The organism is Salipiger bermudensis, assembly GCF_017309175.1.
Lineage (GTDB): Bacteria > Pseudomonadota > Alphaproteobacteria > Rhodobacterales > Rhodobacteraceae > Salipiger > Salipiger bermudensis.
This window is the reverse complement of the sequence record NZ_JAEKJV010000008.1, coordinates 179,245-205,095: the sequence shown is the minus strand read 5'-3', so window position 1 is coordinate 205,095 and position 25,851 is coordinate 179,245. Positions and strand designations below refer to the sequence as shown.

Annotated in this window: 27 protein-coding genes; 14 read left to right on the top strand and 13 right to left on the bottom strand. The window is 67.6% G+C overall.

Features of this window, described 5'->3' with window-relative positions; all coding sequences use genetic code 11:
- The 6 genes from JF542_RS13035 to JF542_RS13010 form a co-directional block, all read right to left on the bottom strand.
- Positions 1-1,137 (bottom strand): ceramide glucosyltransferase, encoded by a 1,137-nt coding sequence (locus JF542_RS13035; protein WP_207076147.1) that lies wholly within the window; start codon positions 1,135-1,137, stop codon positions 1-3.
- Entirely contained in the window at positions 1,134-1,955 is an 822-nt protein-coding gene (locus JF542_RS13030; protein WP_207076146.1) for a UDP-2,3-diacylglucosamine diphosphatase, read from the bottom strand. The genes JF542_RS13035 and JF542_RS13030 overlap by 4 nt, the downstream gene beginning before the upstream one ends.
- 148 nt (positions 1,956-2,103) lie before the next feature.
- Positions 2,104-3,204, bottom strand: coding sequence for a molybdenum ABC transporter ATP-binding protein (gene modC, locus JF542_RS13025; RefSeq protein WP_207076145.1), 1,101 nt, complete (start codon positions 3,202-3,204; stop codon positions 2,104-2,106).
- The gene (gene modB / locus JF542_RS13020; protein ID WP_207076144.1) at positions 3,201-3,893 is read right to left on the bottom strand and encodes a molybdate ABC transporter permease subunit; all 693 of its coding nucleotides are present in this window, start codon (positions 3,891-3,893) and stop codon (positions 3,201-3,203) included. The genes modC and modB overlap by 4 nt, the downstream gene beginning before the upstream one ends.
- Before the next feature lie 8 nt (positions 3,894-3,901).
- Complete coding sequence (gene modA, locus JF542_RS13015) at positions 3,902-4,672, bottom strand: molybdate ABC transporter substrate-binding protein (RefSeq protein WP_207076143.1); 771 nt, start codon at positions 4,670-4,672, stop codon at positions 3,902-3,904.
- A 60-nt stretch (positions 4,673-4,732) separates the two neighbouring features.
- Positions 4,733-5,128, bottom strand: coding sequence for a winged helix-turn-helix domain-containing protein (locus tag JF542_RS13010; RefSeq protein ID WP_007793831.1), 396 nt, complete (start codon positions 5,126-5,128; stop codon positions 4,733-4,735).
- Between the two features lie 76 nt (positions 5,129-5,204).
- Between JF542_RS13010 and JF542_RS13005 the strand changes: the two genes are divergently transcribed.
- Entirely contained in the window at positions 5,205-5,813 is a 609-nt protein-coding gene (locus JF542_RS13005) for a CDP-alcohol phosphatidyltransferase family protein (RefSeq protein ID WP_207076142.1), read from the top strand.
- A 75-nt stretch (positions 5,814-5,888) separates the two neighbouring features.
- Here the strand turns inward: JF542_RS13005 and JF542_RS13000 are convergent, their stop codons facing one another.
- Positions 5,889-6,095, bottom strand: a complete 207-nt coding sequence (locus JF542_RS13000; protein WP_007793838.1) for a cold-shock protein — start codon at positions 6,093-6,095, stop codon at positions 5,889-5,891.
- Positions 6,096-6,318: 223 nt separating this feature from the next.
- Here JF542_RS13000 and JF542_RS12995 point away from each other — a divergent pair, with 223 nt between their 5' ends.
- The gene (locus JF542_RS12995; RefSeq protein WP_207076141.1) at positions 6,319-6,501 is read left to right on the top strand and encodes a hypothetical protein; all 183 of its coding nucleotides are present in this window, start codon (positions 6,319-6,321) and stop codon (positions 6,499-6,501) included.
- A gap of 343 nt (positions 6,502-6,844) precedes the next feature.
- Here JF542_RS12995 and ettA read toward each other — a convergent pair whose 3' ends face one another.
- Positions 6,845-8,500, bottom strand: a complete 1,656-nt coding sequence (gene ettA, locus JF542_RS12990; protein ID WP_007793845.1) for an energy-dependent translational throttle protein EttA — start codon at positions 8,498-8,500, stop codon at positions 6,845-6,847.
- Positions 8,501-8,730: 230 nt separating this feature from the next.
- On the opposite strand from ettA, the gene JF542_RS12985 reads away from it, so the two are divergent.
- A complete protein-coding gene (locus JF542_RS12985) occupies positions 8,731-9,345 on the top strand; it encodes a nicotinate-nucleotide adenylyltransferase (RefSeq protein WP_007793848.1) in 615 nt (204 codons plus the stop codon).
- Positions 9,346-9,403: 58 nt separating this feature from the next.
- Entirely contained in the window at positions 9,404-10,903 is a 1,500-nt protein-coding gene (gene dacB, locus JF542_RS12980) for a D-alanyl-D-alanine carboxypeptidase/D-alanyl-D-alanine endopeptidase (protein ID WP_207076140.1), read from the top strand.
- Positions 10,904-11,247: 344 nt separating this feature from the next.
- On the opposite strand, the gene JF542_RS12975 is transcribed toward dacB, so the two are convergent.
- Positions 11,248-11,673, bottom strand: a complete 426-nt coding sequence (locus JF542_RS12975; RefSeq protein WP_207076139.1) for a tellurite resistance TerB family protein — start codon at positions 11,671-11,673, stop codon at positions 11,248-11,250.
- 151 nt (positions 11,674-11,824) lie between these two features.
- Here JF542_RS12975 and JF542_RS12970 point away from each other — a divergent pair, with 151 nt between their 5' ends.
- The 3 genes from JF542_RS12970 (at position 11,825) to JF542_RS12960 (ending at position 16,332) form a co-directional block, all read left to right on the top strand.
- Positions 11,825-13,402, top strand: coding sequence for a lysine--tRNA ligase (locus JF542_RS12970; protein WP_207076138.1), 1,578 nt, complete (start codon positions 11,825-11,827; stop codon positions 13,400-13,402).
- Between the two features lie 78 nt (positions 13,403-13,480).
- Entirely contained in the window at positions 13,481-13,870 is a 390-nt protein-coding gene (locus JF542_RS12965; RefSeq protein ID WP_242533737.1) for a DUF4864 domain-containing protein, read from the top strand.
- A 179-nt stretch (positions 13,871-14,049) separates the two neighbouring features.
- Complete coding sequence (locus tag JF542_RS12960) at positions 14,050-16,332, top strand: glycosyl hydrolase family 28-related protein (protein ID WP_207076137.1); 2,283 nt, start codon at positions 14,050-14,052, stop codon at positions 16,330-16,332.
- A gap of 56 nt (positions 16,333-16,388) precedes the next feature.
- On the opposite strand, the gene JF542_RS12955 is transcribed toward JF542_RS12960, so the two are convergent.
- Positions 16,389-16,871, bottom strand: coding sequence for a HugZ family pyridoxamine 5'-phosphate oxidase (locus tag JF542_RS12955; protein ID WP_207076136.1), 483 nt, complete (start codon positions 16,869-16,871; stop codon positions 16,389-16,391).
- Positions 16,872-16,912: 41 nt separating this feature from the next.
- Positions 16,913-17,584, bottom strand: a complete 672-nt coding sequence (locus JF542_RS12950) for a hypothetical protein (RefSeq protein ID WP_207076135.1) — start codon at positions 17,582-17,584, stop codon at positions 16,913-16,915.
- Positions 17,585-17,705: 121 nt separating this feature from the next.
- On the opposite strand from JF542_RS12950, the gene parA reads away from it, so the two are divergent.
- Both parA and JF542_RS12940 read left to right on the top strand, forming a co-directional pair.
- Positions 17,706-18,347, top strand: a complete 642-nt coding sequence (gene parA / locus JF542_RS12945; RefSeq protein WP_207076134.1) for a ParA family partition ATPase — start codon at positions 17,706-17,708, stop codon at positions 18,345-18,347.
- Positions 18,348-18,400: 53 nt separating this feature from the next.
- Positions 18,401-19,243 carry a DUF6206 family protein gene (locus tag JF542_RS12940; protein WP_207076133.1) on the top strand — a complete coding sequence of 281 codons (843 nt, stop codon included), beginning with the start codon at positions 18,401-18,403 and terminating at the stop codon, positions 19,241-19,243.
- Between the two features lie 82 nt (positions 19,244-19,325).
- Here JF542_RS12940 and JF542_RS12935 read toward each other — a convergent pair whose 3' ends face one another.
- On the bottom strand, positions 19,326-19,667 hold the full coding sequence (locus tag JF542_RS12935; RefSeq protein ID WP_007793875.1) for a hypothetical protein: 342 nt from the start codon (positions 19,665-19,667) through the stop codon (positions 19,326-19,328).
- A 2-nt stretch (positions 19,668-19,669) separates the two neighbouring features.
- Positions 19,670-20,323: a fructose-6-phosphate aldolase gene (fsa, locus tag JF542_RS12930; RefSeq protein WP_007793877.1), complete on the bottom strand. Its 654-nt coding sequence runs from the start codon at positions 20,321-20,323 to the stop codon at positions 19,670-19,672.
- Positions 20,324-20,430: 107 nt separating this feature from the next.
- Here fsa and JF542_RS12925 point away from each other — a divergent pair, with 107 nt between their 5' ends.
- The 5 genes from JF542_RS12925 to JF542_RS12905 all read left to right on the top strand — a co-directional run bounded on the left by JF542_RS12925 (position 20,431) and on the right by JF542_RS12905 (position 25,662).
- A complete protein-coding gene (locus tag JF542_RS12925) occupies positions 20,431-22,620 on the top strand; it encodes a primosomal protein N' (protein WP_207076132.1) in 2,190 nt (729 codons plus the stop codon).
- Between the two features lie 305 nt (positions 22,621-22,925).
- Entirely contained in the window at positions 22,926-23,723 is a 798-nt protein-coding gene (locus JF542_RS12920) for a S49 family peptidase (RefSeq protein ID WP_207076131.1), read from the top strand.
- 1 nt (position 23,724) lies between these two features.
- Positions 23,725-23,892, top strand: a complete 168-nt coding sequence (locus tag JF542_RS12915) for a hypothetical protein (protein WP_050768403.1) — start codon at positions 23,725-23,727, stop codon at positions 23,890-23,892.
- Positions 23,893-23,894: 2 nt separating this feature from the next.
- A complete protein-coding gene (locus tag JF542_RS12910) occupies positions 23,895-24,857 on the top strand; it encodes a calcium/sodium antiporter (RefSeq protein ID WP_207076130.1) in 963 nt (320 codons plus the stop codon).
- Positions 24,858-24,870: 13 nt separating this feature from the next.
- Entirely contained in the window at positions 24,871-25,662 is a 792-nt protein-coding gene (locus JF542_RS12905) for an SDR family oxidoreductase (RefSeq protein ID WP_207076129.1), read from the top strand.
- The last annotated feature ends 189 nt before the right edge of the window (positions 25,663-25,851 follow it).

Sequence of the window (25,851 nt, the reverse complement as noted above, 5' to 3'; positions counted from 1 at the left end):
TTACTCCGCGGCGCCTGCGGCCTCGGCCGGCGCCATGTCGGTGCCGCGCCATGTGAAGCCACGCCCTGTCCATGTGGCGACCCAGAGCGCGGGAAGCAAGGCGTCGCGCATCATCATCGCTGCCAGGTCACGCAGCCCGGCGGGCCAGCCGGCAAGGCGGGCCAGCGCCATCTCGGCACCGTACCACAGCGCCAGAAGCGCGGGCAGGGCGGCAAGCGGCGCGGCACCCGTTGCGACCAGACCGAGCGTTGCGGCCAACGGCAGCAGCGGCCCTTGCGCGATCTCGGCGCAGAAGATCAGCGCAAAACCGTCGCGGCGCACCTTGCTCCAGCGCAGCTGACGGTCCCAGACCGCGCGTGCGTGGCGGCTGCCTATGGGCTGGGCGAAGAGCTTTGGCGTCAACCGCACCCGCTTGCCCTGAGCGCGCACCAGCTTGGTCGAGGCCACGTCCTCGGCAAGGTTGCGCCCGAGCGCCGGCAGGCCGCCGCCCGCCTCGAGGATGTCGCGGTGCCAGAACAGCGTCTTTCCCTGCGCAAAGCCCAGCCCGAAGCTGTCGGCGGCGAGCTGCCAGCGCCCCTGCGAGCTGTTGAGAAAGGCGCATTCCACCGCGCCCCAGAAATTGCCCGGGCGGATCCCGGCGGGCGGTGAGGAGACCAGCCCGGTGTCGCTGCGCCACGTGGTGATCAGGGTGCGCAGGTAGTCGGGCGGCAGAAGCAGGTTGCTGTCGGTCATCGCCAGCCACTCTCCGCGCGCCTCGCGGTAGCCCTTGTGCAGGTTGTTGAGCTTGGGGTTGCCGCTGATCGGGGTCTCGCCGAAGAGCAGGGTCGCCTCGACCTGCGGGTTCTCGGCGATCAGTTGGCGCACCAGAGGCACCGAGGCGTCGGTCTCGGAGGGGGCACAGAAGAGGATCTCGTAGCGCGGGTAATCCTGCCGGAACGACGAGCCAAGCGTCTCGCGATCGAAGCTGTCGAGGCCGCAGACCGGGCGCACCAGCGAGATATAGGGCAACTCGGTGTCGTCCGCCGGTGCCACGGAGCGCTGGCGATAGCGCCATGCGGCCAACAGGGCGCTCAGCAGGTGCGCGACGACGGTGACAGCGAGGATCGCGCCGAGCGCGGAGACGAGCAGATCGGTCATGCGATGCCTTCCGCCAGTGCGCTGCCCTTGCCGGCGGCGGGTTTCGAGGCCGCCGGCGACGGGGCGGGAGCGGCGAACTTGACGAGGCCCAGTGTGCCCTGAGCGTCCTCGGTCATGGCGGTGAGGCTGTCGATCCAGTCGCCGCAATTGGCATAGACCATCTCGCCATGCTGCCGCAGGCCGGGTTTGTGCGAGTGACCGCAGATTACGCCTCCGGTGCCGGCGGCGCGGGCCAGCTTGATCAGGCGGCGCTCGAAGCGATCGCCCATCGCCAGCAGCTGGTTGGCATGGCCGATGACCCGCTGGGCGTGGCTTTGTGTCCCCGCGGGGACATCTCCGCGACGGCGCTGCCAGTCATCGACCTGCCGCAGCATCGCGTCGAGGCGACTACCGAGCCGGGTCATGGCGTGCCAGCGCAGGATGCGCGGGTCGCATTGATCGCCGTGCAGCACGAGATAGCGCCGATCATCGGCCGCGTGGTGGATCACCGCTTCGCGCAGCTCCCAGCCCTCGACGGCGGCGTCGGGCGCGCGCATTGCCGCATCGTGGTTGCCGGGCAGATAGACGATCCGCGTGCCGTTGCGGCGCCGTTGCCGGAACTCGTCCATGACGGTCTCGTGGGCGTCGGTCCAGTGCACGCGGCCCCCGTGCCAGAGGTCGAAGATGTCGCCGACAAGATAAATCGTCTCGGCTTCGATGTTCCTGAGAAAGGCGAGAACCTGAGACGGGCGACTGGCGCGGGCCCCGAGATGCAGGTCCGACAGGAACAGGCTGCGCATCGTGCGGCGGGCGTCATTGCCGGCGGGAGAAGACGGCATCGGAAGGTCTTTCTTGTTCGCTCGCCCGCCTTATGGCGGCAGCGTGTATCGGGAGTGTGACGGATCGCGACCCCGATCAGAACGCCCAATGGACGTGCGGGGTTCCCGCGAGGTCAGCAGGAATGTTGCAGTGCAGAAACCGCTGTGGTCAGCCCGGCTGCGGGCCGCCTGCGATGGCGCCCTTGGCCACGGAAACCGCTTTCAGAACGGCGAAGACGTCCTGCCCGTCGCGCAGCCCCAGCGCCGAGACCGAGCGTTGCGTGACTCGCGCGAGCAACAGGTTGCCGCAGGCATCGAGCTGGACGAGCGCGCCGGGGCCGTTGCCCATGCGCAACGCCCTGATACGGCAGGGCAGCACGTTGAGCGCCGAGATCTGCTCGGGCCGCTGTGTGGCGAGCATCACGTCCTGCGCTTCGATATGGATGCGCAGAGGCGTGCCGGGGGCGCGGGGCACGGTGGGGATCAGCAGGCGCAGCCCGCCAGCCGCCTCGAGCTCGGTCAGCCCGTCCTCGTGGTGGCGCAGGATGCTGGCCTCGATCACCGCGCCGGCCGCGCCCGCTCCGAGTGGCGTGACCGACGGGTCGCCCAGCACGTCGGTCGCGCTGCCGTGGCGCGACACGCGGCCGTCCTGCAGCGCCACGACCGAGGTGGCGAGCCGCGCGACCTCGGCAGGGGCGTGGCTGACATAGAGGATCGGCACGCGGGTCTCGTCCCGCAGGCGCTCGAAATAGGGAAGGATCTCGGATTTGCGCGCCTCGTCCAGCGCCGCGAGCGGCTCGTCGGCGAGGATCAGGCGCGGCTTGGCGAGCAGGGCGCGCCCGATCGCCACGCGCTGTCGTTCGCCACCGGAGAGCGCCCCCGGGCGGCGGGAGAGAAGCGGCGCGATGCCAAGCATCTCGATGACGCGGTCGATCTCGTCGGGGCGGCTGTCGCGCGGCGCAAACCAGCGCCCGTAGAGCAGGTTTTGCCGCACGGTGAGATGTGGAAAGAGTCGCGCGTCCTGAAAGATGTAGCCGAGGCGACGGCGATGCGGCGGCTGCCAGACGCGGCGCTCGCTGTCGAACAGAACCTGATCGCCAAGCGCGATGCGGCCGGCATCCGGGCGCAAGAGCCCCGCCACCGCGTTGACGATGGTGGTCTTGCCCGAGCCAGACCGCCCGAACAAAACGGTCAGCCCCGGCGGGGCCTCGAAGGCGATGTCGAGCTGAAAGCCGCCGAAGCAGTGGCTGATCGCGACCTGAAGGCTCATGCGCCCGACACCCGCTTCGCGATGCGGCGCGACAGCACTTCCGACAGGATCAGCGCCGCCATGGCGATGGCCACCGAGACCGCCACCAGCCGCAGCGCCGAGGCTTCGCCGCCGGGCACCTGAAGGAAGGCGTAGATTGCCGAGGGCAGGGTCTGGGTCTGGCCGGGGATGTTGGAGACGAAGGTGATGGTGGCGCCGAACTCGCCCATCGCCTTGGCAAAGGCGAGGATGGCGCCGGCGAGGATGCCTGGCAGGGTGAGCGGCAGCGTGACGGTGGCGAAGACCCAGAGCCGGGACGCCCCAAGCGTTGCCCCGGCCTGTTCGAGCTTGGGATCCACCGCCTCGATCGACAGGCGGATCGCGCGCACCAGCAAGGGGAAGGCCATGATCCCGGCGGCCAGAGCTGCGCCGGTCCAGTGGAAGGCGAAAACGATGCCGATCTCTTTCAGCGCGGCGCCTATGGGGCCGCGGGTGCCGAAGGTCAGCAGCAGCAGGTAGCCGGTCACGACCGGCGGCAGGATCAGCGGCAGGTGCACCAGTCCGTTCAGCACCTGCTTTCCGGGAAACTCCCAGCGCGCCAGCGCATAGGCCACGAGGATCCCCGGCGGCAGCCCGGCCAGCGTCGCCCAGAGCGCCACGCGCAGCGACAGCGCGACGGCTTGCCATTCGTCGGGGCCGAGCAGGGACATGGGGGCGGTTACTCCGTCAGGACGGTGAAACCCTGCCGCTCGAAGGCGGCGCGCGCAACGGGACCTTGCAGATAGGCGAGGAATGCGTCGGCAACCGCGCTGTCTCCGTCACGAATGCGCGCCGCGGGGTAGGTGATCGGCGCATGGCTGCCTTCCGGGAAGGTCCCAAGCACGGCGACGCCGGGCTCGGCATGGGCGTCGGTGGCGTAGACGATGCCGAGGGGGGCTTCGCCGGTGGCAACGAGCGCCAGCGCCGCGCGCACGTTGTCGGCCTGCGCGACCTTGGGCGCGACGGCGTCCCAGAGCCCCAGTGAGCCTAGCGCCGCCTTGCCGTAGATCCCGGCCGGCACCGCCTCGACCAGTGCCATGGCGAGGTGGCTCTCGCCCAGCATCTCGGCCAGTGGCAGATCGGGGGTGATCTCGACCGGGTTTTCCTTCGGGTCATGGGCGATCAGCACGAGGCTGTTGCCGAGCAGGTCGGTGCGGGTGGCGTCGTCGATCAGCCCGTCGGACTCGAGCGCGTCCATCCAGCCGGGATTGGCCGAGATGAACACATCCGCCGGGGCGCCCGCCTGGATCTGCCGCGCCAGCGCCGAGGAGCCGGCGAAGGAGACCCGTGCGGTGGTGCCGGTCTCCTCGGCATAGCGGGCGGTGATCTCGTCCATCGCGGTCTTCATGCTGGCGGCGGCGAACACCGTCACCTGCTCGGCCCATGCCCCGGAGGCCGCGACGGCGGCAAGGGCAAGGGCGGCAAGCGAGGGTAGGGTGGGGCGAGGCATGGCGGCTCCGGGATCAATATGTTTCCAGAAACATATCGGGCGGCCCCTGCGTGGCAAGCGCTATTTCTGGTGGGACATATCGCTCAGCAGCGACTTCAGCGCCGCGATGTCCTCGGCGCCGGCGGCGGCGGCGGCGCGCTCCACGCGGCGGTAATGCGCCAGCACCCGCTCGCCGGTCTCGGTCAGCCTTGCGCCGCCACCACGGGTGCCGCCACGGTTGCGCTCCACCAGCGGCGCGCGGAATGCGCGGTTCATCTCCTCGACGAGGCTCCAGGCGCGCTTGTAGCTCATCGACATGGCGCGCCCGGCGGCGGCGATGGAGCCAGTCTCGGCAATGTGGTCCAGCAGCTCGGCCTTGCCCGGACCAAGCATGGCGCTGTCGCCGAAGAGGATGCGCAGGCGCAGGCGGGGGTCGGGGTCGTCGTCGGAATCCGGGGGCGGGGGAAGCTCTGTCATCTCTCAACTTTCCGGGATCGCGGTTGCGCTTGCAAGCGCGGCGCGAAACAGTCGCGCGAGACCACCGGGAGGCCCCATGTTCGACGCCAAGCTCCTGCCGCTGCAGCGGCGGCTGATACGCCCCATGGCCGGGCGCCTGCACGCGCGCGGTGTGGGGGCCGACTCGATCACCCTCGCGGGCTTCGCGCTGGGGCTGCTGGGGGTGCTGGCGGCGGCGTATGGGCTGTTCTGGCTGGCGCTGGCGGGGTTGGTGGCGAACCGGCTTGCGGACGGGCTCGATGGCGAGGTGGCGCGGCTCGCCGGCCCGACGGATCGCGGCGCGTTTCTCGACATCGCCCTCGACTTCCTGTTCTACGCGCTGTTCCCGCTGGGCTTCGCCATCGCCGATCCGGGGGCAAACGCGCTGCCGGCGGTGGTTCTGGTGGCGAGCTTCGTCGGAACCGGGTCGTCCTTCCTCGCCTTCTCGATCATCGCCGAGCGGCGCGGCATCACGTCGGAGGACTACCCGTCAAAGGGCATCTTCTATCTTGGTGGGCTGACCGAGGGGGCCGAGACCATCGGTCTCTTCGTGTTGATCTGCCTGCTGCCGGGACTGTTCCCGGTGCTGGCGCTGGTCTTTGCCGCGGCCTGTTTCGTGACCACGCTGACGCGCTGGCTTGCCGGTTGGCGCCTGTTCGGCGCCTGAGGGTGCTTCAAGTGAGGCTGCAAACGAAAAAGGCGCGCCCGGGGGCGCGCCTTCTGGCCGGTCCGATCGGATGGATCAGAGCAGCTCGAGATTGATGGCGCTCTCGCGGCCGTCACGGCCGGACTGCAGCTCGTAGGACACTTTCTGGTTGTCCTTGAGCTCGGTCAGGCCGGAGCGCTCGAGTGCGGAGATGTGCACGAACACGTCCTTGGAGCCGCCCTCGGGAGCGATGAAGCCGTAGCCTTTGGTGGTGTTGAACCACTTCACGGTGCCAGTTGGCATGGGATGAACCCTTTCCTTGTCTTGCCGCACGCGGAGATGCTGCGGCCCGGCGTCGTCGTCTAGTCTCGACAGCGGCCGTGAAAGGAACAGGTCGGATAGAGAGTAGCAGTCTGAGATATGACATGACGGTTTGAGTCGCACAAGCTTTGACGCGAGATGTGGAACGGCTTTCCCGTTCCGGGCGTTTCTGCCGCAGAAACAACGCTTAGGAGAGGAGAAACCGATGTCGATCCAGCGTATCGCGCAGAAGGCCCTGTCGGCCTATGCCCGCAGCAAGCGCGGGGGCCATCATGCCGGCACCCCCGTCCGGAACCGCCCGGTGCGTCATCACAAGGTGAAACGTGGGCGCAGCGTCGAGAGCCAGATCGCCTCGAAGGCGGTGCGGGCGATCCGCCGGGCTCTGTGAGGCAAGAGGCCCGCTGACGGAGGGCGTTGTTGTCGGGTCGGTCGGATTGAAGGCGCGATATCGCCGGCCCGCGGGCGGGCGATGCAACCTTCGATCCTCTCGCTTTATCCCTGCCACGTCCGAAGGACCTCGACACTTGGCGCCTAGCTCAGCCAAATCGCCAGCCGGTAGGGGCGGGCCGGCGATGGCGCGGCGCCCTGCGGGCTTGATTCCGCGCTTGGGCTTCGTTCGATTGTCCGGCCAGAGCGGGATATCGCCACGCACTGCGCTTATTGAAACAAAAAAGGCGGGGAGAGCCCCGCCTTTTCCATGTCTTCCGGCAAGTCCGGCCCGCGAGCCGTGCTCAGCGGGTGAACTTCTTGAACTTCACGCGCTTGGGCTCGACCGCGTCCGGGCCGAGGCGGCGCTTCTTGTCTTCCTCGTAATCCTCGAAGTTGCCCTCGAACCATTCCACATGCGCCTCGCCCTCGAAGGCGAGGATGTGTGTGCAGATCCGGTCAAGGAAGAAACGGTCGTGCGAGATCACCACGGCGCAGCCGGCGAAATCGACCAGCGCGTCTTCCAGCGCCCGCAGAGTTTCCACGTCGAGGTCGTTGGTCGGTTCGTCGAGCAGGATGACGTTGCCGCCCGACTTCAGCAGCCGTGCCATGTGCACGCGGTTGCGCTCACCGCCCGAAAGCAGGCCGACCTTCTTCTGCTGGTCGCCGCCCTTGAAGTTGAACGCCCCGCAATAGGCACGCGAGTTCATCTGCGCGTCGCCGAGCTGGATGATCTCCGCCCCGCCCGAGATCGCTTCCCAGACCGTGGCATCCGATTCCAGATCGTCGCGCGACTGGTCGACATAGGACATGTGCACCGTGTCGCCAAACTCGATGCTGCCCTCGTCGGGCTGTTCCTGCCCGGTGAGCATCTTGAACAGGGTCGACTTGCCGGCGCCGTTGGGGCCGATCACGCCGACGATGCCGCCCGGCGGCAGCGAGAAGCTCAGGTCCTCGATGAGGAGCTTGTCGCCCATCGCCTTCTTCAGCCCCTCGACCTCGATCACCTTGGAGCCGAGGCGTTCGCCGTTCGGGATGACGATCTGGGCCTTGCCGACGCGCTCGCGCTCGGACTGCGAGGCGAGGTCATTATAGGCCGAGATACGCGCCTTCGACTTGGCCTGACGCGCCTTGGCACCCTGCCGCATCCACTCGAGTTCGCGCTCCAGCGTCTTCTGCTTGGCCTTGTCCTCGCGGGCTTCCTGCTCGAGGCGCTTGGCCTTCTGCTCGAGCCAGCTCGAGTAGTTGCCCTCGTAGGGGATGCCGCGGCCACGGTCGAGCTCGAGGATCCAGCCGGTGATGTCGTCGAGGAAGTACCGGTCGTGCGTGACGCACAGGATCGTACCCTTGTACTCGATCAGGTGGTTCTGCAGCCACGCGATGGTCTCGGCGTCGAGGTGGTTGGTCGGTTCGTCGAGCAGCAGCATGTCGGGCGCTTCGAGCAGCAGCTTGCAGAGCGCCACGCGGCGGCGCTCACCGCCCGACAGGGTGGTGACGTCGGCATCGTCGGCGGGGCAGCGCAGCGCCTCCATGGCGACGTCGATCTGGCCGTCGAGATCCCAAAGGTCGTTGGCGTCGATCTCGTCCTGCAGCGCCGCCATCTCCTCGGCGGTCTCGTCGCTGTAGTTCATCGCGAGCTCGTTGAAGCGGTCGAGCTTCGCCTTCTTCGCCGCGACGCCGAGCATGACGTTCTCGCGCACGGTGAGCTCGGGCTCGAGATGGGGCTCCTGCGGCAGGTAGCCGACCTTGGCGCCCTCGGCGGCCCAGGCCTCGCCGGTGAAGTCCTTGTCGATGCCGGCCATGATTCGCATCAGGGTCGACTTACCGGCGCCGTTGACGCCGACGACACCGATCTTCACACCCGGCAGAAAGCTCAGGCGGATGTTTTCGAAGCACTTCTTGCCGCCCGGATAGGTCTTGGAGACCCCATCCATGTGGTAGACGTACTGATAGCTGGCCATGCTGTCCTCCGGTGACTGGTTGGGCGCCTGTATCGCACCGGGGCGGGGGAATGCAAAGCCCCCGAGCGCTCGGGGCGCGACGGGTGTCTGCGGACGCGTTGGCCGGGCCGGGCGCGACGGCGATCCGGCTGACATGCTGCCGGGCCGGGACCAGCGCAGGGCGGGTTTGCTGTTGTCATCGCGGGCCGTTCCGGTGTCTTTTGCCGCCACTTCGGAACGGAAGGGCCGCGATGGCTTGGAATGCGCATGAGGCGGGGCTGCATCTGGTCCCGGGGATGACCGTGGGTCTGCTGGGGGGATCGTTCGATCCGCCCCATGCTGGCCACGTGCACATCACCCGCGAGGCGCTGCGCCGCTTCGGGCTCGACCGGGTGGTCTGGCTGGTGAGCCCGGGCAACCCGCTCAAGGCGCATGGCCCGGCGCCGCTGGCCGAGCGCATCGCGGCGGCGCGGCGGATCATGGCGCATCCCCGGGTCATCGTGAGCGATGTCGAGCGGCTGCTCGGCACCCGCCACACCGCGCGCACGCTGGCGCAGCTGCAGGCGCGGTTTCCGGGGGTGAACTTTGTCTGGCTGATGGGCGCCGACAACCTCGCGCAGCTGCATCGGTGGGAGGATTGGCGCGAGATCATGGAGCGTGTGCCGGTGGGGGTGCTGGCCCGACCCGGCAGCCGGATGGCAGCGCGCGGCTCGGTGGCGGCGGATGTCTACCGCCACGCGCGGCTGCCGGATCGTGCCGCCGGTCTGCTGGCGCGCGCGGTGCCGCCCGCCTGGAGCTTCGTCAACGTGCCGCTTGTGAATCTGAGCTCGACCGAGCTGCGCGGGGCCGCGGGCAGCAAAATGTGATCATTTGCTTTGACGCCACCGCTTGTCGGCGGACAATCGCTGCGGTTAGATCAGCGCCATGAAACACGGCATTTCCAGGCGCGCATTCCTGACCTCGCTCGCAGCCGCCGGCGCTGGCGCTGCGCTACCTGCTTGGGCGGACGCGCCCACAGCTTCGCTGCGTCCCGTCGCCCGCGGCGAGGACATCCGCCTGCGCACGCTCAAATCCGCCGAGGAGCTGATTGATGCCGCGCGGCTTGACGGAGCTGTCGGCTTCGCGGTCATCAACCTCGCCACCGGCGCAGTGATCGAACAGCACGCCGGCGCCGCCGGCATGCCGCCCGCGAGCGTGGCCAAGGCGCTGACCGCGTCCTATGCGCTCGACACTCTGGGACCGGACTACCGCTTCCCGACAGAGATCCTCGCCACCGGTCCGGTGAACGAGGGTGTGGTCGATGGCGACCTGGTTCTGCTGGGCGGTGGCGACCCGACGCTCGACACTGACGGCCTCGGCGAGCTTGCGGTGCAGCTCAAGGAGAAGGGCATCACCGGCGTGACGGGCAAGTTCCTCGTCTGCGGCTCGGCCTTGCCCTTCACCCGCACCATCGACCCCGGGCAGCCGCCGCATCTGGGCTACAGCCCGGCGCTTTCGGGCCTGAACCTGAACTTCAACCGCGTGCATTTCGAGTGGGCCAAGGGCAGCGACGGCTATGACATCACCATGGACGCGCCCTCGGCCACGCTGCGTCCGGCGGTCCGGATGGCGCGCATGGGCGTCGTGTCCCGGCAAGGGCCGGTGTACACCTATTCCGACGGCGGCGCGCGCGACGAATGGACCGTGGCGCGCGGAGCGCTTGGCAATGGCGGCTCGCGCTGGTTGCCGGTGCGCAAGCCCGAGCTCTATGCCGGAGAGGTCTTCCAGGCGCTCGCAGAATTTCGCGGCGTGACGCTCCCGACGCCCGAGGTCGTGCTGGAGCGCCCAGAGGGCGAGACGCTGGCACGCCGCGAGAGCGGGGTGCTGCTCGAGATCCTGCGCGACATGCTGAAATACTCGACCAACCTCACCGCAGAGATCGTCGGCCAGACCGCCACGCGGGTGCGCACCGGCATGGTCACCTCGCTCGAGACCTCGGCGGCGGCGATGAATGCCTGGGCCCGCGAGGAACTGGGCTTGGTCAACGTGGCGCTGGTCGATCACTCGGGGCTGAGCGGCCTGAGCCGGATCGCGGCGGTCGACATGGCCACGGCGATGAAGGAGGTGCGCACCCGGCTCGAGCTCAAGCCGCTGCTCAAGAGTTTCCGGATGCGCGGAGAGCTGAACGGCGGCGGTGGCGAGCATCCGGTCAAGGTGCTGGCCAAGACGGGCACGCTGAACTTCGTCAGCGGGCTGTCGGGCTTCGCAGAGCTGCCGGACGGATCGGAACTGGCCTTCGCGATCTTCTGTGGCGACATTCCGCGCCGCGAGGCGCTCAGCATGGAACAGCGCGAGCGCCCGGACGGGGCGCGGTCTTGGAATTCCCGCGCCAAGGTGCTGCAATCGCGGCTGATCGAGCGCTGGGCGGTGCTGGCGAGCGCCTGATGACGCTCTGAACTCCCCGGACGAAAGCCATCGGGGGGGGGTGTTGTCAGGGGCGCTTGGCCCGCTGGCCTGTGCTCAGAACCCTGCCAGAGACCGTGCCGAGATCCCGGACGCGCCGAGGATCGGCAGCAGGCAGAGGATGGCGGCACCAAGCAGGGTGAGACGAATGCGGTTCATGGGATGCTCCCGGATCAAAAGGCACTTGAAAGACACGAACGGCGGTAATTGCCGCGTTTCAGACTGCCTGAAGTGGGAGATTATGTAAAGTTCGGCGACTTGCGACCTTGGTCGGTCGGCGCATCTCTGCCGGGGATGGGGCAGGGCGATGCGCCGATGAGCCGCCGTCAGCCGGGAAGGTGCCGGGCGCGTGCGCCGCGCTCGATGGCGGCAGCGTGCAGGCGGTCGATGTTGAGCTCGTAGCGGATCTCTTCGAGCAGCCGCAGCTCTTCCTCGCGCAGCGTGCCGTCGGCAGCGGCCACGTCGCAGGCCAGGGCGTAGGCGGTCTCGAACAGGTGCTCGGGCAGGTTGTCGCGGATCAGGCCGAACAGCGCGTCGAGCCCATCTTCCTGATCGAAGAGCTGGAACACGAGGTCCGACATGTTGCGGATGCGGTCGATATCGTAATCGGCGAAGATCGGCAGCAGGTTGACCGAGGACTCGATCTTCACGAGTTCGGCGGTACGGATGTTCTGGTCCGAGGCCGAGACGGCGATCATCAGGGCGACGAGACAATCCTGGGACGTCAGCGGGTGCGGGGTGGCTTCGTTCACGGCTGCTCTTTCTTCGGTTGACCCTTTGGCGTCAATTTATTGACCGCGACCCGTGTCTGCAATAGGACGCGGGCGCAACCGCCACGGACTCACCGTGGGCGGTCCTTCCCCCGTGTTGCCAAATCACACGCGATCCAATGGAGTGTTTCAGATGTCCGATCTGCGCGAAGCCGCGATGAGTTCGAAGGCCTGGCCCTTTGAAGAGGCGCGCCGCGTCCTGAAACGCTACGAGAAGAAGCCGCCCGAGAAGGGCTTCGTGCTGTTCGAGACCGGCTACGGTCCCTCGGGCCTGCCGCATATCGGCACCTTCGGCGAGGTCGCGCGCACCACGATGATCCGTCGCGCCTTCGAGCTGATCTCGGACATCCCGACGCGGCTGATCTGTTTCTCCGATGACATGGACGGCATGCGCAAGGTGCCCGAGAACGTGCCGAACCAAGAGCTTCTGCACGCCAACCTGCAGCGCCCGCTGACCTCGGTGCCGGACCCGTTCGAGGAATACGAGAGCTTCGGCCACCACAACAACGCCATGCTGCGGCGCTTCCTCGACACGTTCGGTTTCCAGTACGAGTTCTACTCGGCCACCGAGTTCTACAAGAGCGGCCAGTTCGACGAGATCCTGCTGCGCTGCGTCGAGAAGTATGACGACCTGATGGCGATCATGCTGAAATCGCTGCGCGACGAGCGCCAGCAGACCTACTCGATCTTCCTGCCGATCCACCCCGAGACCGGCCGGGTTCTCTATGTGCCGGTGAAGCATGTCGACCCCAGGGAAGGCACCATCACCTTCGACGACGATGACGGCAAGGAATGGACCCTGCCGGTCACCGGCGGCAACGTGAAGCTGCAGTGGAAGCCGGATTTCGGTGCCCGCTGGGCCGCGCTCGGCGTCGATTTCGAGATGTACGGCAAGGACCATTCGACGAACACGCCGATCTATGACGGCATCTGCCGGACCCTCGGCGTGCGCGCGCCCGAGCACTTCACCTACGAGCTGTTCCTCGACGATCAGGGCCAGAAGATCTCGAAGTCGAAAGGCAACGGGCTGTCGATCGACGAGTGGCTGACCTACGCCTCGACCGAGTCGCTGTCGTATTTCATGTACCAGAAGCCCAAGACCGCGAAACGGCTGTGGTGGGACGTGATCCCCAAGGCGGTGGACGAGTATCACCAGCAGCTCCGCGCCTTCCCGGGCCAGGACGCCAAGGCGCAGCTCAACAACCCGGTGTGGCACATCCACGGCGGCGACGTGCCCGAGTCGAAGATGGTGGTGCCGTTCTCGATGCTGCTCAACCTCGCCTCGGCCGCCGGTGCCGAGGACAAGGAGACCATGTGGGGCTTCATCCGCCGCTACGCCCCCGAGGCGAGCCCGCAGAGCCATCCCGACCTGGATCAGGCCGCCGGCTTCGCGGTGCGCTACTACGACGATTTCGTGAAGCCCACCAAGCAGTTCCGCGCCCCCGACGAGAAGGAGCGGGCCGCCATGGAGGATCTCGCGGGCCGTCTGCGCGGCTACGATGGCGAGGTCACCGACGAGGCGCTGCAGACGCTGGTCTTCGCGGTCGGCAAGGAGCACGCGTTCGAGAACCTGCGCGACTGGTTCAAGGCGCTCTACGAGGTGCTGCTGGGCCAGAGCCAGGGCCCGCGCTTCGGCGGCTTCATCGCGCTCTACGGCGTCGACGAAACCGTGGCGCTGATCGAGAAGGGCCTCGCCGGCGAGCTTGGCTGAGGGTCGGCCGGTTTTGACCACCTGACCGCTTGCGCTACCTTCTTGGCAGGAGGAGGTAGCGTGATGCGGAAATGGATCATGAGCTTGATCGTGGGGCTGGCGCTGTCCGGGCCCGCGATCGCACAGGACGACGCCGAGATCGAAGGCGTCATCCGCCAGCAGCTGGACGCGTTTGTCGCCGGAGATGTCGACACCGCCTGGGGCTTTGCCAGCCCCGAGATCCAGCGCCTGTTCGGCAATCCCGAGAATTTCGCCCGCATGGTCGAGCGCGGCTATCCCATGGTCTGGGCGCCCGGAGACGTGCGCTTCGGGGCGCTGTCGGAAAGCGATGGCGGGCTGTGGCAGACGGTGATCGTGCAGGATGCCGAGGGCGCGCTGCACGCGCTGGAATACCAGATGGAACAGATCGACGGCGACTGGCGCATCGCCGGGGTGCGCTTTGCACCGGCGCCGCAGGTCTCGGCCTAGTTCGGCACGGTGAACGCGGCCTCCGGACCCCTGCGATGCCGTTGCGTTGCAGGCGGGCCGCTGCGCGGTGGCGGCAGATCCTCTTAACGCCTCAAAGTTATCTGCAATTTGCGCGGGATTTCACGCCGCCCGCGCGGCGGCGATCCCCTGCGCGATGCGGGCAACAGAGGATCGAACGGATGAACAAGGCGGTAACCGATGGCGTGGTCTTCATGCCGACACCCTTCTCGGACGGGCTGGATGTCTGGTCGCGCAGCGACGGCACGCCGGGCTCGGACACCTATGACGGCTTCGCCACCGCCGCCTACGTGCCGGCGGACGCGGATTTCTCCGGCTGTCTCGAGATCCTCAAGACGGACGCCACCCAGCGCCTGCGGTACATGGGCGACACCCCGATCCTGCCGGGCTGCTACCTGCGCGTCACGGCGCGGGTGAAGGCGATCTCAGGCGTGATGCCGGCGGTGCGTATCGGCGCCTGGGCCGGGCGCGACAACGGCACGCAGGTGACCGGCCTCACCGTCACCGGCCCAATGGTGCAACTGACCAGCTATGGCGCGGTGGTCGAGGTCTCGGCAATCGTGGGCGTGGGCAATCGCGGCGGCGTCGACATGGTCTGGGGCACCGAGCCGGATCTCGGGCATTTCGGGCTCGACCTCACGGGGCCGAACGGTGGCGTGGTGCGCATCGACGACATCGTGATCGAGGACATCACCAGTGTCTTCCTGCGCACTCTGATGAACTGGGTCGACGTGCGCGATTACGGCGCCATCGGGGATGGCAGCACCGACGACAGCGCCGCCTTCGAGGCCGCCGACGCGGCAGCGAACGGGCGCAAGGTGCTGGTCTCGAAAGGCAACTACCGTCTGGCAAGCTCGGTGACCTTCGAGAACCACGTGGAGTTCGAGGGGCGGGTCACCATGCCTGATGCCGCGATCCTGTCCCTGACCAAGGATTTCGAGCTCTCGTCCTATGTCGATGCCTTCGGCGGCGATGAGGAGACGGCGCTGAAAAAGGGGCTTCAGTCGCTGCTCAACAACGCCGATCACGAGAGCTTCGATCTTTCGGGGCGTCGGGTGTCGCTCTCCGGCCCGATCGATGTGCGCGTCGCGGTGAACAATCGCGACAGCTATGCCCAGCGGCGCGTCCTGCGCAACGGTCAGCTCCGGGCCGAGACCAGCACCGGCTGGGACACCACCTCGGTCACCAGCCAGGCGACCTACTCGGCCTCGAACCAGTGGCAACTGACCGGGGTGAGCAACATTGCCAATATCGAGATCGGCAGCCTGATCGAGGCGGCGGGCGTGGGCCGCGAGATCTACGTCAAGGAGGTCAATGTCGGCGCCCAGAGCCTGACCCTGTCGCAGCCGCTCTCGGATGCGGTGGGCACCCAGACCTACACCTTCACGCGCTTTCGCTACCTGCTCGATTTCAGCGGCTTCAGCCGGCTCGACAAGTTCGAGATCGAGGACGTCGAGTTCCAGTGCAACGAGATCTGCAGCGCCGTGATGCTGCCGCCCACCGGGGTGGTCAACGTGATCCGAAACTGCGTCTTCAACCGCCCCAAGGATCGCGGCATCACTTCGATCGGCGAGGGCTGTCAGGGCATGCTGATCGACTACAATCAATTCAACAGCGCCGAGGGTGGGCTGACCACGCAGAACCGCAGCTCGGTGGCGATCAACACCAACGCCAACGACGTCAAGATCCGCAACAACCGCGCCTCGCAGTTCCGGCATTTCGCGGTGGTCTCGGGCGGCAACGGGGTGATCGCCAACAACCACTTCTTCCAGGGCGACTCGAGCGGCGTCCGCAGCGCCGGCATCGTGCTCTGCCTGAAGAACACCAACACCACTGTCTCGGGCAACTATGTCGACAACTGCTTCATCGAATGGACCAACGAGCGCGACCCGGAGCCTGATTTTGTCTCGGGCTTCGGCTTCTCGGGCCTGTCGGTGACCAACAACGTGTTCCTGTGCTCCGACATGTCGGCGCAGTTCTCGTTCATCATCGTGAAGCCCTACGGCCAGAACCACCGGGTCAACGGCATGAACGTCTCGGGCAACCTGTTCCGGTCCTCGGGTGGCACCATCAACCGGGTCGACCGGGTGGACACCTCCTTTGCCGGTCTGAACCTCGCGGCGATGCGCAACATCTACTTCACCAACAACACCTATCTCAATGTCAGCAACGGGGTCGAAAACCCGCTGCTCCTGAGCCATGCCCAGAACACTCACGCGCAGACATGGGTGATCGACACCGCCAATCGTCTGCCGTTCGGGGGATACACGCTGCAGGTCGAAAGCCTCGTGCTGAGCTCGCGTCCGCGCGACGCCAGCAATGTCAGCCTTTTCGCAACGCCCTATACCTCGGTGCGAGAGGGCGGGGGGCAGGATCAGGTGCACGCGATCTGGCCCGAGCCGGTGCGCGGCGATGCCACGCTGCGGGTGCGCATGGACAGCTGAGAACCGCACGGCAACATGGGGCGGCCGGTGTCCGAGGGGCGCCGGCCGTTTGTGTGTCAGGCCGCGAGGTCTTCCGGGGTGAGCACGAAGGCCTTGCCGAAGCCGCCGTTGAGCAGGCCGCGGCGGATCTCGAAGCGCAGCAGCGAGAAATCCGCGAAGCCGATATAGAGCTTCGCCTTGGGCTGAAGCGTCAGGTAATGCGCCGCAAGGGCGGCGTGCTCGGCCTCGCCGTGGCGGATGAACCGGGCGCTGGCCTGCAGGCTAAGGCGCGGATGGGTGAGCGGGTCGCCCTTCGGGCCGGGCTCACCCAGCAGCAGGGCGCAGGCCGGGTCGGCCTTGAGAGCGGTGGCGTGGAAGGCGAGGTCGGAGACCAGGCTCAGCGGGAGCCCGTCCGGGCCGGGCACCACCGAGACCCGGCTGACCATCGGCGTGCGGGTCTCGGGATCGGTCACGCCGAGGGCCGCGAAGCGGGCGCTGGAAATGAGGTCGCGGGCAAGGGCGCGGGCCTCGTCATCTGTGGGACGGATGGGGTCAGTCATGGCGGCGAGACTAGCGCGGGGCCACGGCGGGTGAAAGTGGCTCAGAACTCGGCCCAGAGCCCGAAGGTGAGCCCCATCGAAGTGTCCCCGAGCAGCCCGTAGCTGCCGCCGATCTGGGTCTTCAGGCGCTTGGTGAGGGGCTGCACGATGGTCGGCTCGATGCGGACGAAGGCCGGGTCGCCGAATTGCTGCCCGGTCTGGAACTGCACGATCAGCTTGCGCTCCTCCCAGAGGTTCAGCCCCCATGTGAGGTCGAGCTTGTAATCGGTCTCGCCACTGCCGAGCGAGATTTCCGCCAGCCCGTCCGCAGAGAGCCAGCCGTGGCGGAACCCGAGGCCGAGCGAGAGCCCCGGGCGCAGCACCATGGCGCCCTCGATCTGGCCCAGCCCCAGCTCGGCGGCGAGCTTCAGCCGGCGGTCCGCCCGTCCCAGCGGCATCCGGAGGAACGCCACGTCCTTGCCGCCGCCCGAGATCGCCCGACCCAGATCGAGCCCGACGGTCAGGCGCTCGGTGAGCCCGTATTCGACGTAGAGCGTGTAGTATTCCCCGGTGGGCTCGTACGAGGTCCAGGTGGTGACGTCCTGCGGCCAGGACAGCCGCGCGAGGCTGCTGACGAACAGGCTGCCCTCCTCGCGCGGCCAGGCCCCGGCGGACACGTTTCCGGCCAGCCCGGCCAGCGCCAAGGCCAGTGTCAGCCCCCTGATGATCGCCATCGCGCTTTTCCCTTGCCACCGGAAAACCTTGCGTCCAGCGTGGTTAACGCGCCGTTAAGCGGTGCTTTACCGGCGGCGGCATTCGCCTATGCTGCAGCTGCGGAACCACGAGGGGGATGGAATGGCAGGATCGGTGATCACGGTGGCGCAGCAGAAGGGCGGGTCGGGCAAGACCACGCTCTCGGCCAATCTGGCGATCGGGCTGCGCCTTGCGGGGCATTCGGTTGCATTGATCGACACCGATCCGCAGGGCAGCCTCGGGCGCTGGTTCATGACCCGGCTCGAGCACAACCCCGAAGCGGTCGAGGGGCTGGAGTTCGCCACCTCCTCGGCCTGGGGCATCACCTACGAGTGCCGCAAGCTGGCCGATCGCTTCGACGTGGTGATCGTCGACACGCCGCCCAAGGCGGACAGCGATCTGCGCCCGGCGCTGCGTGCTGCCGATCTCGTGCTGGTGCCGGTCTCGATGAGCCATCTCGACCTCTGGGCCACGGAAAGCGTGCTCGATCTCGCCCGGCGTGAGAACCGCGAGGTGATGATGGTGATGAACCGCACCCGCCCCGGTACCCGGCTCTCGGGCGAGATCACCGCCGCCGCCACCAAGATGGCCGCGCGCATCGCCGATGCGACGCTGGGCAACCGGGTGGGCTATGCCGAGGCCTTCGGGCACGGGCTCAGCGCCGCCGAGGGGCGCAAGACCCCGGCCCGCGACGAGGTCGCGGCGCTGTCGGCAGAGGTGGCGCAGGTGCTGGCAAACGGGTAAAGGGGGCGTCAGGTGCGGGGTGTCCGCGCCAGAGGAGTGCCGGAGGCCTGCCCATGATCGATCACGCCGCCCTTGCCGAGACCATCCGACGCCACGAGGCCGCGCAGGGCCAGCCGATTTCGCGGCTGGGCTATTTCTGCGCCCCTTTCCGGCCAGCCGAGGGGCCGTTCTCTGAGCATGTGATCAAGGTCTATCGCGGGCTGCCGGATGCCGGCGCGCTCGACCGGCTGGCAGCGGCGCATGACGATTACGTCGCGGCGCTGCGCGAGACCGGAGTGCCGTTGCCCGAAACCACCTTCCTGCTCCTCGAGAGCGAGGGCGCGCGGGTGCCGGTGATCGTGCAGGAGGCGCTGCCCGAGGCGTCGCTGATGCGGCCGCGGATGCAGGCCGAGGGGCTCGAGGCGACGCTCGAGATGATGGAGGCCGCGGGCCAGGTGATCGCGCGATTCTGGAACGCGGCTGACCGCTTCGACACGCGCATCGGCTTTCATCCCTCGATCCGCAATTTCGCCGTCGTCGACGGCACCGCGGTGTTCTACGACACCTTCCCGCCGCTGATCCATTACAGCCGCGACGAGATGGGGCGCATGCTGCTGCTGTTTTCGGAAAAGCGCCTGATGCGGCTGGTGGGGCCCTTGATGCGCAAGCGCGTGACCGGCATTCAGGATGAATGGTACTCTGCTCCCGAGACGCTGGTGGGGCTGGTGGGCTCGGCCTGCCGGCTGCGCCCCGAGCATGGCGAGCACTATCTCGCCTGGGGGCGGGCGTTTGCCGCACGCGAGATGCCGCGCTGGCAGGACGAGGCGATTGCGGACATGCAGGAAATGCCGCGCCTGCCGGGCTACTGGACGGGCTTTCGCAAGCTTCTGGGCCTTCAAGGCGCGCCCAACGCCTGAAGAAGAATTTTCACTGAAAATTCTTGGCGGCCGCGCGGGGTGAGGAAGATTTTTCGGAGGAAAAATCTTCGCCCGTTCCGTGCTATGCGTTCGGCTCGATCGAGCCCGTCACGGTGACGAAGACATCCTCGGGCAGGGCCGCCGCGAGGCAGTCGCGCAGGATCGGCCACTCGTCCTCGTCATCTTCGGCAATCTCGCGCAGGTCCATGATGACATCGTGGACCCCGTGGGTCAGCACGCCGAGCCGGTCGCCGGTGGACAGCGCCGTGTCGAGATACTCGTCGAAGGCATCGCCGAACACCTCCGGCGGCACCCCATGCATTTCAAGCTGGTAGGATTGCCACGCGAGGATCACCGCCCGCTTGTCCAGCAGGCTCAGCGTTGCCTCCGCCTGCCGGACTGAGGGCGGGATCCGTCGCGACATGATCAGACGATCTTGATGCCGGCCTTCTCGGCGTCCGACAGGAACGCCGCGAGGCCCTTGTCGGTCAGCACGTGGTTGGCCATGCCTTTGATCACCGCCGGCGGCGCGGTCGCCACGTCGGCACCGATCTTGGCGCAATCCGACATGTGGTTGGCGCTGCGGATCGACGCGGCAAGGATCTGCGTCTCGTAGCCGTAGTTGTCATAGATCTGGCGGATGTCGGCGATCAGTTCGAGCCCGTCAATGTTGAGGTCGTCGAGGCGGCCGACGAAGGGCGAGATGAAGGTCGCGCCGGCCTTCGCCGCCAGCAGCGCCTGATTGGCCGAGAAGCACAGCGTCACATTGACCATCTGGCCTTCGGAGGTGAAGGTCTTGCAGGCGCGCAGCCCGTCGAGGGTCAGCGGCACCTTGATGGCGATGTTCGGCGCGATCTCGGCCAGCTTGCGGCCTTCCTCGATCATCGCCTCGTACTCGGTGGCGACCACCTCGGCCGAGACCGGCCCATCGACCATGTCGCAGATTTCCTTGGTGACTTCGAGGATGTCACGGCCGGACTTGGCGATCAGCGAGGGGTTCGTGGTCACGCCGTCCACGAGGCCCAGATCGTTGAGCTCGCGGATCGCGTCCACGTCGGCGGTGTCTACGAAAAATTTCATCTGCGTCAGCCCTCCCGGCTTTGCTTGGCATTCGGTCGCGCGTGTCATACCCCATGCGGGGGTCCTCAGGAAGCCCCTGTAGTTTTGCGCTAACGGAAACCCTGCAGATGGATGCGTTCTACGACGAAGGCACGCTGGTTGCCGTGCTCACCACGCAGCCGCTGGACCGGCTGCTCGACTACAAGGCGCCCGAGGGCGGCTGCTGGGAGGGCGCCTTCGTCGAGGTGCCGCTCGGGCCGCGCAAGGTGCTGGGCGTGGTCTGGGGGCCGGGCAAGGGCGATTTCGACTATGCCAAGGTGCGGCCGGTGACGCGGGTGCTCGACGTGGCACCGATGCGCGCGGAGCTGCGCAGCTTTCTCGAGCGCGCCGGCGAGTACACGCTGACGCCGCTCACCGCGATGCTGCGGCTCGCCACCCGCGCGCCGGGGCTGGGCGAGGCGCCGTCGATGCGCAAGATCTACAGGCTGGGCGATGCCGAGCCCGAGCGTATGACCGACGCGCGCCGCCGGGTGCTCGAGGTGCTGTCCGAGATGGGCGGGCTGTCGCTGACCCAGGGCGAGCTGGCCGATGCGGCGGGCGTCACGCCCTCGGTGATCAAGGGCCTCGCCAAGATGGGCGCGGTGCGTGAGGAAGAGGCGCCGCGCGACACCGCCTTCCCGCGGCTCGATCCCGACTATGGCGGCAAGCAACTTGCCGAGGATCAGGCCGCAGCGGCGCAGAGCCTGCGCGAGGGCGTGGCCTCGGGGCGCTATGGCACGGTGCTGCTCAAGGGGGTGACCGGCTCGGGCAAGACCGAGGTCTATCTCGAGGCGGTGGCGGAGTGCCTCGCGCAGGGGCGGCAGGCGCTGGTGCTGCTGCCCGAGATCGCGCTGACCTCAGAGTTCCTCACCCGCGTCGAGGCCCGCTTCGGCGCGAAGCCGGCGGAATGGCATTCGGGCGTGACGGTGACCGAGCGGCGCCGGGTCTGGAAGCAGGTGGCGCAGGGCGGTGCGCAGCTGGTGGTGGGGGCGCGCTCGGCGCTGTTCCTGCCGTTCCGTGACCTCGGTCTCACGGTCGTCGACGAGGAGCACGACACCTCCTACAAGCAGGACGAGGGCGTGCTCTACAATGCCCGCGACATGGCGGTGCTGCGGGCCTCGATCTGCGCGGGCCGGGTGGTGCTGGCTTCGGCCACGCCGTCGCTCGAAAGCTGGGCCAATGCCGATGCCGGCAAGTACCAGCGGCTGGATCTGGTCTCGCGCTTCGGCGCCTCGGTGATGCCCGAGATGCGCTCGCTCGACATGCGCGCCGAGACGCTGCCCTCGAACCGCTGGGTCTCGCCCTCGCTGCAGTCCGAGGTGCTGGCGCGGATCGAGCGCGGCGAGCAGGCGATGCTGTTCCTCAACCGGCGTGGCTATGCGCCGGTCACGATCTGCCGGGCCTGCGGCCACCAGATCGGCTGCCCGCATTGCGACGCCCGGATGGTCGAGCACCGCTTCCTGCAGCGCCTCGTCTGCCATCAATGCGGCGAGACCGTGCCCAAGCCGGAGGTATGCCCGTCCTGCGAGGCTGAGGACAAGCTCGCCGCGGTGGGGCCGGGGGTCGAGCGGCTGGCCGAGGAGGCCGCCGAGCTCTTCCCGCAGGCGCGGCTGGCGGTGCTGTCCTCGGACCTCTTCGGCTCGGCGCGGGCGCTGAAGGAGGAGATCGAGAAGATCGCCTCGGGTGGCGCCGACATCGTCATCGGCACCCAGCTGGTGGCCAAGGGGCACAACTTTCCGCTGCTGACGCTGGTGGGGGTGATCGATGCCGATCTGGGCTTGCAGGGGTCGGACCTGCGTGCCGCCGAGCGCACTTTCCAGCTGATGCGGCAGGTGGCTGGGCGCGCGGGGCGAGCCGAGAAGCCCGGGGTGGCGCTGCTGCAGACCTATCAGCCCGAGCACCCGGTGATCCGGGCGATCCTCTCGGGCGACGAGGAGGGATTCTGGCAGGCCGAGGCCGAAGAGCGCCGCGCCGCCGGGATGCCGCCCTATGGCCGGCTGGCCGGGGTGATCCTGTCCTCGACCGAGGCGCAGGAGGTGTTCGATCTCGGCAATGCCATGGCGCGGCAGGACGCACCGCTGCGCCGCATCGGGGCGCAGGTCTACGGTCCCGCGCCGGCGCCGATCGCCAAGGTACGCGGACGGCACCGGGTGCGGCTGCTGGTCAAGGCGCCCAAGGGGGCGGCTCTGCAGCCGGCGCTGGCCGACTGGGCCGCGCAGTTCCGCCTGCGCGGCGAGCTGCGCATGGCGATCGACATCGACCCGCAGAATTTCTTCTGAGCCCTCCTGCCATATCGTTTGCGGTGGGACAGGCAGGGGGCGCTGCCCCCTCTTGGCCTTCGGCCAATTCACCCCCGAGGTATTTTGAAACCAGAGAAGACGCGGGGGAGCGCCCCTGGCTTCTCTTCGTCAAAAATACTCCCGCCGGAGGCAGGCTGTGTATGGCGACCGGGCGCGGCGCGCGGGCTGGGCGCTCGTGTTCGGGTCCGACCGGCCCCGCCGGGCGATGACCTCTCGGGCGCAGTGCGGCGGTTCTTTTTGCGGTTGCCTTGTTTGTCCCGCATCCGCCCTCTACATCTCCACGCATGAAGAACTGGTTTCCGTTCCTGAAAAAGAAGCCGACGGTTGCGGTCGTGCGCCTGCAAGGGGCCATCGGCACCGGCGGTCGCATGGCGCTGTCCGACCAGAGCCTGCGGCCCCTGCTCGAGCGGGCCTTTCACAAGGGCAAGCCGGTGGCCGTCGCGCTCGAGATCAATTCGCCCGGCGGATCGCCGGTGCAGAGCTCGCTCATCGGCGCGCGCATCCGGCGTCTTTCGCAGGAATGCGAGGTTCCGGTCTTTGCCTTCACCGAGGACGTTGCGGCCTCGGGCGGCTACTGGATCGCCAGCGCCGCGGACGAGATCCACGCCGACCCCAGCTCGATCCTCGGCTCCATCGGGGTGATCTCGGCGGGGTTCGGCGCGCATGTCTTCCTGCAGCGGCAGGGCATCGAGCGTCGGGTGCACACCGCCGGGCGGTCGAAGAGCATGCTCGACCCGTTCCGTCCCGAGACCGAAGAGGACGTGGCCCGGCTGAACCGGCTGCTCGGCCAGCTGCACGAGACCTTCATTGCCCAGATCAAGGACCGTCGCGGGGCCAAGCTGGCCGACAACCCGGACCTGTTCACCGGCGAGGTGTGGATCGGCAAGGCGGCCTGCGAGGTCGGGCTGGCAGACGGCATCGGCCATCTCGTACCGGTGATGAAGGACAAGTTCGGCGACAAGGTGCGCTTCCGCCGCTACGAGCAGAAGCGCCGCCTGCTGCCGCGGCTCGGCGCGACGCTGGCGCAGGACGCGCTGGCGACGATCGACGAGCGCGCCGCCTTTGCGAGGTTCGGTCTCTGACGTGCTGGCCAAGATCGTTGCGATATTCCTGGTGGTGATTGCCCTGCTCGGCATGTTCGGAAAACTCCGGATGCCGGGGGCGGCCCGCCTCTCACAAATGAAATGCCCGCGCTGTGGCCGTTACCGGATCGGTAAGGGCCCCTGCGACTGCGGGAAGAAGAAGGGCTGATCATGGTCTTTGTCTACGCGGCCCTCGGCCTCGTGATCCTGTTGCTCGCCGGTGACGCGCTGGTGAAGGGCGCGGTGAACCTGTCGCTGCGGGTCGGCATCCCGGCGCTGATCGTCAGCCTCACCATCGTCGCCTTCGGCACCTCGGCGCCGGAACTTCTGATCTCCATCCAGGCGGCGCGGGCCGATGTGCCGGGCATTGCGCTGGGCAACGTGGTGGGCTCCAACACCGCCAACGTGCTGCTGGTGCTGGGTATCCCGGCGCTGATCGCGGTGATGCACACCTCGGCGCATGACACCCGCAAGAGCTATGTGGTGATGCTCGGCGCCTCGGTGCTGTTCATCGCGCTGGCCTTCCGAGGCGTGTTCGACTGGTTCGCCGGCATCCTGATGCTGCTGGTGCTGGCGGTGATCCTCGCCGACCAGGCGCGCGAGGCGCTGCGCCACCGTCGCAATGGCAAGGCCGAGGCAGAGGCCGAGGATCTGGAAGAGCCCGAAGGCGCCGACCCGGACATGCCGTGGTGGAAGATCGCGCTGTTCCTGGTGCTTGGTCTGATCGGCCTGCCGCTGGGCGCCGATCTGCTGATCGACGCCTCGACCGAGATCGCCAAGATGTTCGGCGTGTCGGACACGGTGATCGGCCTCACGCTGGTGGCGCTGGGCACCTCGCTGCCCGAGCTTGCCACCACGGTCATGGCGGCGATCCGGCGGCAGGCGGACGTGGCGCTGGGCAACGTCATCGGCTCGAACCTGTTCAACCTGCTGGCCATCATCGGCATCGCCTCGCTGATCAAGCCGATCCCGGTCGACCTCGAGATGCTCTACTTCGACTTCTGGGTGATGCTGGGCGCCTCTCTGCTGCTGATCCCCTTCGTGTTTCTGAAGAAGGATCTGGGCAAGGTCTGGGGCGTGATCTTGTCGGCGCTCTACGTGGGCTATGTCTCCATCGTGCTGATCGGTGGATGAGGGAGAGCTTGGAATGACATTGCAGGTGAAAAGGGCGCTGGTCACGGGAGCGGGCAAGCGGCTGGGCCGCGCGATGGCGCTGGACCTCGCCGAGCGCGGGTTCGACGTGGCGGTGCATTACGCGGGCTCCGAGGAGGCCGCGCAGGAGGTCGCCGAGATGATCCGCGCCAAGGGCCGCAAGGCCAAGGCGCTGCAGGCGGACCTGCTCGAGGAAGATGCCGCTCAGGCTCTCGTGCCGCGCGCCTCCGAGGCGCTGGGTGGACCGCTGAGCGTGCTGGTCAACAACGCCTCGATCTTCGATTACGACAACATCGAGAGCACCACGCGCGAGAGCTGGGACCGGCATTTCGAGTCGAACCTCCGGGCGCCTTTCGTGCTGACGCAGGCGCTCGCGGCGCAGGTGGCCGAGCCGCTGAGCGACGACATGGACGAGCCGGTGGCGCAGGGCGTGGTGATCAACATGATCGACCAGCGGGTGCGCAAGCTGACGCCGGAGTTCATGAGCTACACGCTGGCCAAGTCGGCGCTCTGGACGCTCACCCGGACCGCCGCCATGGCGCTGGCGCCAAAGGTGCGGGTCAATGCCATCGGGCCCGGCCCGACGCTTCAGGGCGCGCGCCAGAGCGACGATCACTTTGCCAGGCAACGCGCGGCGACGGTGCTCGAGCGCGGCGCCAACCCGGCCGATATCACCGCCGCGCTGGGGTATATCCTGGCGTCGCCGGGCTTCACCGGACAGTTGCTCTGCGTGGACGGTGGACAGCACCTCTCGTGGCAGACGCCCGATGTGCTGGGCGTTGAGTGAGTGCCCCTGCGTCAGGTTGTGCACCGGTTCACAGAGCTGTTTCGAAAGCGTTACAAAATTGCCGTGTCATCAAGGGTTTGGCGGGTGTGAGGAAAAGTTTCCTCTAAAATCAGTGGGTTATAAAACTGCCTAAAAATCCATCTTTTGACGGAAACCGCCTTCTAACAAGGGAAAATCGCAGTTCCCCAG